11 protein-coding genes and 4 tRNA genes are annotated in these 9500 nt (G+C 69.3%); 9 read left to right on the forward strand and 6 right to left on the reverse strand.

Features of this window, described 5'->3' with window-relative positions; translation table 11 throughout:
- Positions 1–3: 3 nt before the first annotated feature.
- The 3 genes from P6281_RS17075 to P6281_RS17085 all read right to left on the reverse strand — a co-directional run bounded on the left by P6281_RS17075 (position 4) and on the right by P6281_RS17085 (position 2614).
- Entirely contained in the window at positions 4–774 is a 771-nt protein-coding gene (locus tag P6281_RS17075; RefSeq protein WP_014385333.1) for a sulfite exporter TauE/SafE family protein, read from the reverse strand.
- A 71-nt stretch (positions 775–845) separates the two neighbouring features.
- Positions 846–1787: a catalase family peroxidase gene (locus tag P6281_RS17080; protein ID WP_014385334.1), complete on the reverse strand. Its 942-nt coding sequence runs from the start codon at positions 1785–1787 to the stop codon at positions 846–848.
- 35 nt (positions 1788–1822) lie between these two features.
- Positions 1823–2614 carry an SDR family NAD(P)-dependent oxidoreductase gene (locus P6281_RS17085; RefSeq protein WP_014380549.1) on the reverse strand — a complete coding sequence of 264 codons (792 nt, stop codon included), beginning with the start codon at positions 2612–2614 and terminating at the stop codon, positions 1823–1825.
- Positions 2615–2809: 195 nt separating this feature from the next.
- Between P6281_RS17085 and P6281_RS17090 the strand changes: the two genes are divergently transcribed.
- The 3 genes from P6281_RS17090 to P6281_RS17100 all read left to right on the forward strand — a co-directional run bounded on the left by P6281_RS17090 (position 2810) and on the right by P6281_RS17100 (position 5806).
- On the forward strand, positions 2810–3394 hold the full coding sequence (locus P6281_RS17090) for a hypothetical protein (protein WP_009952650.1): 585 nt from the start codon (positions 2810–2812) through the stop codon (positions 3392–3394).
- A 70-nt stretch (positions 3395–3464) separates the two neighbouring features.
- Positions 3465–5012, forward strand: coding sequence for an AMP-binding protein (locus P6281_RS17095; RefSeq protein WP_201408088.1), 1548 nt, complete (start codon positions 3465–3467; stop codon positions 5010–5012).
- 8 nt (positions 5013–5020) lie between these two features.
- Complete coding sequence (locus tag P6281_RS17100) at positions 5021–5806, forward strand: MBL fold metallo-hydrolase (RefSeq protein ID WP_014942530.1); 786 nt, start codon at positions 5021–5023, stop codon at positions 5804–5806.
- Here the strand turns inward: P6281_RS17100 and P6281_RS17105 are convergent.
- The 3 genes from P6281_RS17105 to P6281_RS17115 all read right to left on the reverse strand — a co-directional run bounded on the left by P6281_RS17105 (position 5801) and on the right by P6281_RS17115 (position 7707).
- Positions 5801–6640: an enoyl-CoA hydratase/isomerase family protein gene (locus tag P6281_RS17105; RefSeq protein WP_009952039.1), complete on the reverse strand. Its 840-nt coding sequence runs from the start codon at positions 6638–6640 to the stop codon at positions 5801–5803. The two genes, P6281_RS17100 and P6281_RS17105, sit on opposite strands and share 6 nt — an antisense overlap.
- Before the next feature lie 334 nt (positions 6641–6974).
- Positions 6975–7421, reverse strand: coding sequence for a hypothetical protein (locus P6281_RS17110; RefSeq protein WP_014385339.1), 447 nt, complete (start codon positions 7419–7421; stop codon positions 6975–6977).
- 214 nt (positions 7422–7635) lie between these two features.
- Positions 7636–7707, reverse strand: a tRNA-Val gene (locus P6281_RS17115).
- Positions 7708–7889: 182 nt separating this feature from the next.
- On the opposite strand from P6281_RS17115, the gene P6281_RS17120 reads away from it, so the two are divergent.
- The 6 genes from P6281_RS17120 to P6281_RS17145 all read left to right on the forward strand — a co-directional run bounded on the left by P6281_RS17120 (position 7890) and on the right by P6281_RS17145 (position 9497).
- Positions 7890–7962 (forward strand) — tRNA-Gly (locus P6281_RS17120).
- A 28-nt stretch (positions 7963–7990) separates the two neighbouring features.
- Positions 7991–8064 (forward strand) — tRNA-Cys (locus P6281_RS17125).
- A gap of 17 nt (positions 8065–8081) precedes the next feature.
- A tRNA-Val gene (locus P6281_RS17130) sits at positions 8082–8156 on the forward strand.
- A gap of 398 nt (positions 8157–8554) precedes the next feature.
- Positions 8555–8719: a hypothetical protein gene (locus P6281_RS17135; RefSeq protein WP_201408101.1), complete on the forward strand. Its 165-nt coding sequence runs from the start codon at positions 8555–8557 to the stop codon at positions 8717–8719.
- Positions 8716–9084: a hypothetical protein gene (locus tag P6281_RS17140; RefSeq protein ID WP_236591167.1), complete on the forward strand. Its 369-nt coding sequence runs from the start codon at positions 8716–8718 to the stop codon at positions 9082–9084. The genes P6281_RS17135 and P6281_RS17140 overlap by 4 nt, the downstream gene beginning before the upstream one ends.
- On the forward strand, positions 9084–9497 hold the full coding sequence (locus P6281_RS17145; RefSeq protein ID WP_236591168.1) for a tyrosine-type recombinase/integrase: 414 nt from the start codon (positions 9084–9086) through the stop codon (positions 9495–9497). The genes P6281_RS17140 and P6281_RS17145 overlap by 1 nt, the downstream gene beginning before the upstream one ends.
- The last annotated feature ends 3 nt before the right edge of the window (positions 9498–9500 follow it).

Consider the following 9500-nt stretch of genomic DNA (forward strand, 5'->3'; position numbering starts at 1 on the left):
TCGTCAGGCCACCGCGAGGAGCCGATACAGCCCGATCAGGCCGACGACCACGATGATGGCGCGCAGCGCGCTGCCCGACAGCCGGCGCCCGTAACGCGCCCCGAGCAGGCCACCGACCAGCGAGCCCGCCGCGATCAGCCCCGCGGCCGGCCAGCTGATCCGGTCGAACGCCGCAGCCGTATAGGCAACGGCGGCAACCACATTCACCACCAGGGCCAGGAGGTTTTTGGCGGCGTTCATGCGTTGCACCGACTCCGGCAGCAACGCCCCCATCAGCCCGACTAGCAAAATGCCCTGGGCGGCGGTGAAATAGCCGCCGTAGACGCCGACGGCGAAGGTGCCCAGCACCAGCGTCGCCATCCGCCCCGGCGGGACGTGCTCGGGTGAGCGGCCCGCCTGCGCGGCGCGCCGGGCGGTCCACGCCTGGATCCGCGGCCCGATCACCACCAGCGCCAGCGCCAGCACCAGCAGCACCGGCACGATCTCGGCGAACACCTTCTCGGGCAGATGCAACAGCAGATAGGCGCCCAGCGTCGCGCCGGCCAGCGAGGCCGGCAGCTGCCAGCGCAACCGATCCCACTGACCGCGCAACTCGGCGCGATAGCCCCAGGTGGCCGACACGCTGCCGGCGACCAGGCCCGTCGCGTTCGACATGGTGGCCGTCACGGGCGGAAAGCCGAGCGCAACCAGCGTTGGGAAGGTGATCAGGGTGCCGGAGCCGACCAGCGCGTTGATCGCCCCGGCCGCCAGTCCGGCCAGGCATATGAGGAACATCTGAAATGGCGACACCGAAGAAAAACCTTAGCCTGCCGCCGATTTCGTCCCGAGGGCAACCACTACTCCGCTCAGGCGGGCGGGGCTTCGGCACCGCGCTCGACCCCGGTGCGCAGCTTGACCGACGCCGAATACGCCAGCGTCCGGAAATGCAGGACCGGATCGTCGGAGGGCTCGATGCCGTCGGTCACCCGCATCGGGTCGAACACCACGATGTCGCCGCCGTGTTCGCGCTCGGTGTCCAGACCGGTGATCTGCAGGGAGCCGACGGTGACGATCTGGGTGCTCTGCCAGGCCGACGACGGGTCCACCGTGGAGTCGGTGGGCCCGGCGATCTGCACCCGGAAGTCGAACCGCACCGGTCCACCGTCCAGCCGCGTCGCCAGCTCGTCGGTGAGGAAGTCCGGATCCTTGCCGTGGGCGTCCGACACCGACAGGTACTCCTCGGCCGCGATCGGAACCAGGTGGTAGCGAACGAATCTGGCGCTGCTGTCGGCGGCGATCCAGCGGAAGGCGTGCAGGCCGTGGTATTCGGTGGTGGCGTAGCTGGCCGGGATCCGGTTGGCCTCCCGCAGGATGGGCAACCTGCCGAGTAGCCCCGGGTGGGTGAGCAGGTGCTTGCCCATGCGCAGCGGCGTCGTCAGGCCGGGCCGCATCGCCTTGAGCAGATCGATGAAGCCGTCCGGCGTGCTGGAGACGAAGAGCCGGGCGGTCTGCGTGGAGACGTCGGTGGTGGAGCCGTCGGGCAGGGTGAACTTCACCGCCATCCCACGCACGCCGGGCCGGCCGTCGCGCTGCTTGGGGTTGCCCGATCCGTTGGAGAACCGGATCAGCGCCGGGACCGGCGAGCCGTCGAGATGGCTTGCGCGCGAGAGCATTACCGCGTCGCGGGCCGCGGTGAACGTGCCCCGGTACAGGGTGCCCTTCGCATGCAGCGCGCGGCAGCCCGGCCGAGCGCCGCCGGCGCCCCGGATCGCCTCGATCGCTTGGTCAGGGGTTAATCCACCGCTCATGGACGAATCTTAGTGGCATTTGAATCGCAGTGGTATCAGCTGGGAAAGCCGAAGAGTTCGACGACCCCGTGGTCGCGACCGGCCGTGTAGCCGCCGTCGACGGCGAGGGCCTGACCGCTGACGAAGGAGGCGTCGGGCGACAGCAGGAAGGCGGCCATGGCCGCGATCTCCTCGGGCTGTCCCAGCCGTTGCAGCGCGTGCTCCTTGGTGATGGAGGCGAGCGGGCCCTCCATCCCGGGAATGCTGAACACGCTGTGCGCCATCGGTGTTTCGATGAAGCCGGGACAGATGACGTTCGCCCGGATGCCGCTCGGCCCGTAGTCGAGGGCGATGTTCTTGGTGAGCAGCACGACGCCGCCCTTGGCCGCGTTGTAGGAGCTGCCGCCGGCGGTGCCCTCCAGGCCCTCGACGCTGGCGACGGTCACGATCGAGCCCCGCTCACCCTCGGCGCGGGGTTGGTCGATCATCCTGGCCAGGGCCGCCTTGGCGACCAGGAAGGTGCCGGTGAGGTTGATCCCGATCACGCGGTCCCATTCGGCGCGGTCGAGCAGGTGCACCGGGCCTCCCCCGGCGACACCGGCGGCGTGGAAGAGGCCGTCGAGGCGGCCCGGCACCGCGTCCAGGACCGCCGCGATCGCGGCCTCGTCGGTCACGTCGGCGGGCACGAAGGTGAACCGCGGGCCCAGATCATCGGGCGGTGCCGCCAGGTCGGCGCCGACGACGGTGCCGCCCTCGGCCAATAACCGTCGCGCGGTGGCCAGCCCGATTCCGGAGGCGGCGCCGGTCACGACGAAGGTGCGGGAGCGGGCGCGATCGGGGTTCACCATGTCGGATCCTCCTCGGGGCGGGTCGGGCGGCCCCGTCATGGTGACACATCGGCCCGGGATCAGTTCGCGGATACCGGATTTGCGATAGCCGCGCTGGATCGACTCATAGCGAGCCCATCTTGGACATCGGCCCTGGCGCCGGAGGACGATAGGACCGCGCTCGAATCCGCGCCGCCCAGAGAGTGAGGAACAACGATGTCATCGACTCAGCCGCAGGCGCCCTCCCCGCGTGCAACCGGCCGGCGGGCGCTGAGAGCGGTCGCCGCCGCGGCGGTCGTCCTCGCCGGCCCCCACGCATCCGTCGGGATAGCGCTGGCCTCCGACGAGGCGATCGCCATCGCGCAGGGCGTATCGGTCACCCCCGCGCCCGGCTGGACGCTGGGAAACCGCGGCCCGAACTGGGTGGCGCTGAACAACGCCGACACCAGCGCGCAGATGCGGATCACCGTCAAACACGCCGGCGGCACCGACGCCGCGGCGGTTCTGCAAGCCGACATCGACCAGTACGTGAGCGGCGCATCGGCCATCTTGACCGGTGTGAATCGATTGACGGCTCCCGACGTCACGCCGCTGCAGGGGCCCAACTTTCAGCAGCAAGCGTCCCTCAACTACACGGCCGGCGTAGTGAACCCGCAGGGCACAATTCCGGTGATCGGCACGTTCACCGAGCTGCTGAACACGTCGAACGGGCGCTCGGCATTCATCGACTTCCGCCAAGGCAGCGGCGCGACCACCCAAGCCGCGGGCGACGGCGGAATGATGGTCGGCTCCATGGAATGACGCCCCGCCGTCGGGCACGGCACAGCGATCCCGTATTACCGAGTGGAACACATCGAACGCGGAGGGGTTCATGCCACAAACCGACACGGCGGAGACGCTCGCCGGGATCGTCGAACGACACGCCCTGCAGCGGCCCGAGGCGATCGCGATCCGCTACGGCGAGCGCCAGTGGTCGTGGGCCGACTGGAGCTCGCGGATCCGTCGCGCCGCGGGGGTGCTGCGCGACGCCGGGATCGAGCGGGGCCAGTGCGTGGCGTTCCTGGACAAGAACCATCCCGCCTGCCTCGAGGTGCTGATCGCCGGCGCCTCCATCGGCGTGGTCACCACCGTCGTCAACTGGCGGGTGATCGGCGACGAGCTCGTCCACGTGCTCGCCGACAGCGGGGCCCGCGTGCTGCTGGCCGGCGCCGAGCTGCGCGCCGCCGCCGAGGCGGCCGCCGAGCGGGTACCCGGCCTGGAACGCATCATCGAGGTCGGCGAGGAGTACGAATCGTTGCTCGCCGCGGCGTCACCGGCCGAGGCCGACGCGGGGCTCGACCCGAACGAGACCGCGCTGGTGATCTACAGCTCGGGCACCACCGGACGGCCCAAGGGCGTGCTGCTCAGCCAGCGCGCGCTGGTCAATCACGCGGCGAACCTCGCGCCGGCGTTCCCGTTCGCCGACGGGGACGCGAACCTGGTCGCCATGCCGCTGTTCCATGTGGGCGGGATCGGCTACGCGCTGTTCGGGATCCGTTCGGGCGCACCGACTTTCCTGACCCGCGAACCCGATGCCGCGACGCTGATCGGCGCGGTGCGCGCCGGCGCCACCCACGCGTTCTTCGTGCCGCCGGTGATCGCCCGGTTCCTGCAGGCGGGTGAGGCGGCGACCGCCGCCATCGCCGGCCTGCGCTACATCGTCTACGGCGCGGCGCCGATGCCGCTGCCGTTGCTGCATCGGGCGCTGGCGACGTGGCCGGACACGAAATTCGTGCAGGTGTACGGGCAGACCGAGCTGTGCGGCGCGGTGACGGCCCTGTCCGACGCCGACCACCGCGATTCGGCGCGACCCGAATTGCAACTCTCGGCCGGAAAGGCGGTGCTGGGCTGCGAGATTCGCATCGTCGACCCCGAGACGGGCGCCTCGTTGCCGCCCGGACAGTCCGGTGAGGTGTGGGTGCGCAGCAACCAGAACATGACCGGGTACCTCAACCGCCCGGAGGCGACCGCCGAGACGATCACCGCCGACGACTGGGTGCGCACCGGCGACGTCGGGCGCCTCGACGCCGACGAGTACGTCTACATCGAGGACCGGCTGAAGGACATGATCATCACCGGCGGTGAGAACGTGTACGGCCCCGAGGTGGAAAGCGTGCTCATCGAGCATCCCGCCGTGGCCGATGCCGCGGTGATCGGGGTGCCCGACGACTTCTGGGGAGAGTCGGTCAAGGCGATCGTGGTGGCCGACGGCGAGGCCGATCCCGCCGGCATCATCGAATTCTGTCGCCAGCATCTGGCGGGCTTCAAATGCCCACGCACCGTGGATTTCGTGTCGGAGCTCCCCCGCAACGCGAGCGGGAAGATCCTCAAAACGCAGCTGCGGGAACCGTTTTGGCGAGACCGGTCCCGCGGAATATGAGCGGCCGTGTGGACGCGCGGCGGCGTGACTGCGCGATCAGTGTGCTGGGCGGCCCGACGACGGTGATCGACATCGCGGGCCGCAGGATCGTGATGGACCCGACCTTCGACCCGCCCGGGGTGTACGCCTACCTGACCAAGCTGACCGGTCCCGCGGTGAGCGCCGAAGCCCTGGGCCCGGTGGATGCGGTGTTGGTCAGCCACGACCAGCATCCCGACAACTTCGACGACGACGGCCGGCGCATGGCGCTGGCCGCGCCGCTGCTGCTCACCCATCCCGGGGCGGCCGGCCGGCTGGGCCCGCCCGCGGTCGGGTTGGCGCCCTGGGAATCCCATGAGCTTGGCGGTGGGACCGGATCGCTTACCGCGCAAGCGGTTCCGGCCGTGCACGGCCCCGCCGACGGGCAACGGGACGACGGCGGCCACATCAACTGCGAGGTGACCGGCTTTGTGCTGTCGGGGCCCGGGTTGCCGACGGTGTACCTCAGCGGCGACAACGCCTCGATGAGCGCGGTCAAGGACGTCGCCGACCGGGTCGGGCAGGTCGACATCGCGGTGCTGTTCGCCGGCGCGGCGAGCGTGCCCACCAAGGAGCGCGGGCGGCCGTTGACGCTGACCGCGGCGCGCGCGGCGGCCGCCGCCGAGGTGCTCGGCGCCAAGGCGGTGATCCCAGCCCACGTCGACGGCTGGGCCCACTTCAGCGAGGGCGTCGACGAATTCGTCGCCGCGTTCGATCAGGCCGGCATCAGCAGCCTGCTCAAGGTTGCGCCCCACGGGGACTGGATCGAGTTATAGGCGTCCCTCGACGCGCAGTTCCGGATGCACCCAGTCGGGCGAGCGGCGTTCCTTGAACGAGCGGAAGCCCTCGATGGCCTCGGCGTCGGACAGGCTGGAGGTCATGCCGATCCGGTCATACAGGCCCAGGTAACTGTCGATGCTGGACTTGATGACGCCGCGGGCGCGCGGCGCGGTCCGACAGCATTGCGCGAGTAGGTCTTTCGCCGCGTCCAGCAGGCCCTCGTGCGGCACCACCCGGCTGACCAGGCCCCAGTCGAGGGCTTCGACCGCGGTCAGCACTCGTCCGGTGAACATGAGGTCGCGGGTGCGCACCGGGCCGATGACGCGGGTGAGCATCTGGCTGTAGTAGGTGTCTGCGTAGCCGCGGAACAACTCGGGCACCCGGAAGGTCGCCCGATCGCTCACCACCGACAGGTCGCTGCACAGCGCGATCTGGAATCCGCCGCCCTGGCACAGCCCGTTGACCGCGGACACGATGGGCTTGGCCGAGGTGCGCACCGCGTCGAACGGCGTCACGTCCATGCCCAGTGCCGAGCCGAACGTGATCCAGTTGTCCTCGCCTCCCCCGCCACCCATGTCGCCGCCGGGCGCGAAGACATCGCCGGTTCCGGTGAGCACCAGCCCGGCCAGGTCCGGGTCCTCGTTGAGACGTCCGACGGCATAACGGATTCCGAAGTACATCGCGGGGCTCAGGGCGTTGCGCGCGTCGGGGCGGTCGATGGTGCACACCGCGATCGGTCCCTGGCGCTCGAAGCGCAGATAGGGCGTGCCCAGCCAGTCTCCCTCGGGAGGGCGGGGGGTGTTCGGCGGAGTCGAAGGGTTCTGCGCCACGGGGCTCCTCTCGGGTCGGCGCCGCTACTGTAGCTCTTACAGTATCCGCGGGGCCGGGCGCCACCCCGAATGCGGTTTCAGGGCCGGCCGCGGCTCTCGGTGCCCACCAGAAGCAAACCCGGGGCTTTGGCGGGATTTTTCAGGGCTTGGCCAACCCGTGGGCGGCTGGACCGTTGATGCTCGAGCGGATCTCGAGCCGTGTCTCCCATGATCCCTTCCTCTGTTGCTGTGAGTCGTCCTCTACAGCTGTACCCGTCGCGCGGGCGGGTAGTAGTCGTTCGGACCGGAAGCGCTATTCGTTGATGGATGCCGGCTTTTCGCGAAGCCGCTCGCGTTATCGCAGGATGTGCGCGAGCTTTCGCCATCGCCGATGCCGGTGGCGAAACATGAGCCGGACGAAGGCGCGGGTCAGTACGCCATTCAGGCCGTCGTCGGTTTCGATCTCGTCGGTGTAGCGGCAGCTGCGCTCGTCGATGGGTTCAAACGTCAGGCGGTGGTTCCACGTGCGGACCGGTCCCCCGTGCTCGTTGGTGTAGATCTCGGTCGGCTCCAGGCGCTTGATGGTGAGGTGGTGGGTCCAGGCGGGGATCACGCCGAACCACCAGAACCGCGCCGATCCCTGGGTGCCGACCTCGATGCGCTCGGGGACGTCGAGGCGGTAGATCCGCAGCACGGGGCTCAGCACATGGCGCATCAGCTCGGGCTTGCGCGCCAGGGCGGCCGCGGTCTCGGCGGGGATCGGCAGCTCGGTAGTTAGGGTTACCTTACTCACGCGGTTCATGGTGGCCCAGCGGGCGCATTCCGGCAAGGGCAGCGTGGCCTCGGGGCTTCTGGCGGCGACTTCGTCTCGCCGAGCGGTTAACCCGACGCGGCGCACCAAGCGGGCCGCTATCAGGACCAGGAAACATCGTTGGGGTCAGGACGCTATCCCGCGAGAAGGCGAGGAAGCGCAGGTGGATCAGGGGGCCAACTGCTCAGTGACCTGGGTCGATGTGTGGTCCCGGCTGGGATCGAACCAGCGACCTTCCGCGTGTGAAGCGGACGCTCTCCCACTGAGCCACGGGACCGGCGCCGAGATGGCGAACGACGTCGAAGACTAGCACGTGCAGACCCCGACGATACCGGCCGCATCGGCATGCCGGGCGCGACGCGATAGCCTAGACACGGCTCGTACCAAGAAATTTGTATGTGCCCGCTCACGTGGACTATCGTCGTGCTTCGCACCGGGCGACGATCTCGTCCGAGGCGCGCGGATGTAGCGCAGTTGGTAGCGCATCACCTTGCCAAGGTGAGGGTCGCGGGTTCGAATCCCGTCATCCGCTCGAAGGTGCAAGTGGCGTGGACCCCAACGGTGGAGTGGCCGAGTGGTGAGGCAACGGCCTGCAAAGCCGTGCACACGGGTTCGATTCCCGTCTCCACCTCCAAGCTTTTGGTTTCCCCGGCGCGATTAGCTCAGCGGGAGAGCGCTTCCCTGACACGGAAGAGGTCACTGGTTCAATCCCAGTATCGCGCACCATGTTCTACCTGCGGTTTTGTGCTGAAATCCGCGCCGCGTGACCTAGATATGATCTGAACGCCGCGCGGCTTCATGCAGAAGTGGTCGCGCAGAGCCGATTTCGAACCCCGCCCGATGCTGCCTCGACCGTCGTGGTCGACGAAACTCCTTCGACGCGCGGACTCGGGGGCTCGCAGCATCCTCGGTTGAGCGCGGGCCGAACGCGACATTTGCACCAACCCAGACATACGCCCGATTTCGACATTTGCGCTGATAGCGACATATGTACGACTCCCCGTGCAGCCCTTGGCAATTCGATTTCTATGCTGTTAGCTTCACCGCATAACGCACACCGATGCAATCCTTGCGGACCTCGAAGCCGCGGGAGTATTCGCCGCCCTGCCATCGACGACGGCGAGATGTTGGTCGCCGCGCTGAGCTTCGATGCCTGCCTGCGGGGCATTCCGGCCGGCTCGATGCGGTCCCGCGCGTCGGCCGTGCGTGCTGGCCGCTGGCCGTGCGAGGACCGCGCCGGCGTGGCTCGCGCTCTCGATATCGCCGCAACGCTGATCGAGTCGCGATGAGCGGCCCTCCGCCGCGCCCATTTTCGCCGGCGTGGGCGGGCCTGGTCGTGGAGTACCTGGCGGGCGCGGGCCGGTCGCCGGCCACGATCGCCACCCGCCGCGGGCATCTGGTTTCCATGGCGCGCGGGCTCAGGTGCCCGCCGGCGCGGGTCACAACGGCCGCCAACCTCGCGTGGTTCGGCCGGCAATCGTGGAGCATCGAGACGCGCCGCAGTCACCGCAACACGGCCGTGTCGTTCTTCGGGTGGGTGCACCGCGCCGGCGACCTGTCGAGGAACCCGGCCGCGGACCTTCCGGTGATACGTGCGGCTGCGCCGGCGCCGGGGCCCGCCCCGGGCCTGGTGTGGATCCGCGGGTGCGCCTGATGCTCAGGCTTGCGGCCGAAGCTGGTCTTCGCCGGGCCGAGACAGCGCGCGTGCATCGCCGCGACCTCATTCATGGGCCGGCCGGCGCCGAGCTTCTCGTTCACGACAAGGGCGGCAAGCTCCGCGTTGTGCCGCTCGGCGACGACCTGGCCGCAGCGATCACCGGCGACGGTGACGCCGCCTACCTGTTTCCCGGCGACGACGGCGGGCACCTGTCGCCGCGGTGGGTCGGCAAGCTGATGGCCGGCGCACTTTCCGGCCACTGGTCGGCGCACTCTCTGCGCAACCGGTTCGCCACCAGGGCCTACCGCGGATCCCGCAACCTCCGCGCCGTGCAAACTGCTCGGACATTCCAGCGTCGCGACCACCCGAGCGGTACACCGCTGTTGACGACGAGCTACGAGCCGCGATGATGT

The organism is Mycobacterium sp. 5-140-3-2, assembly GCF_035666375.1.
GTDB lineage: Bacteria > Actinomycetota > Actinomycetes > Mycobacteriales > Mycobacteriaceae > Mycobacterium > Mycobacterium intracellulare.

What these genes read in the sequence shown, in the direction of transcription:
- P6281_RS17080 (WP_014385334.1), bottom strand. Translation starts at nt 1,787, where the DNA reads ATGAGCGGTGGATTAACCCCTGACCAAGCGATCGAGGCGATCCGGGGC.
- P6281_RS17075 (WP_014385333.1), bottom strand. Translation starts at nt 774, where the DNA reads ATGTTCCTCATATGCCTGGCCGGACTGGCGGCCGGGGCGATCAACGCG.
- P6281_RS17135 (WP_201408101.1), top strand. Translation starts at nt 8,555, where the DNA reads ATGTTGGTCGCCGCGCTGAGCTTCGATGCCTGCCTGCGGGGCATTCCG.
- P6281_RS17110 (WP_014385339.1), bottom strand. Translation starts at nt 7,421, where the DNA reads ATGAACCGCGTGAGTAAGGTAACCCTAACTACCGAGCTGCCGATCCCC.
- P6281_RS17085 (WP_014380549.1), bottom strand. Translation starts at nt 2,614, where the DNA reads ATGGTGAACCCCGATCGCGCCCGCTCCCGCACCTTCGTCGTGACCGGC.
- P6281_RS17090 (WP_009952650.1), top strand. Translation starts at nt 2,810, where the DNA reads ATGTCATCGACTCAGCCGCAGGCGCCCTCCCCGCGTGCAACCGGCCGG.
- P6281_RS17145 (WP_236591168.1), top strand. Translation starts at nt 9,084, where the DNA reads ATGCTCAGGCTTGCGGCCGAAGCTGGTCTTCGCCGGGCCGAGACAGCG.
- P6281_RS17140 (WP_236591167.1), top strand. Translation starts at nt 8,716, where the DNA reads ATGAGCGGCCCTCCGCCGCGCCCATTTTCGCCGGCGTGGGCGGGCCTG.
- P6281_RS17095 (WP_201408088.1), top strand. Translation starts at nt 3,465, where the DNA reads ATGCCACAAACCGACACGGCGGAGACGCTCGCCGGGATCGTCGAACGA.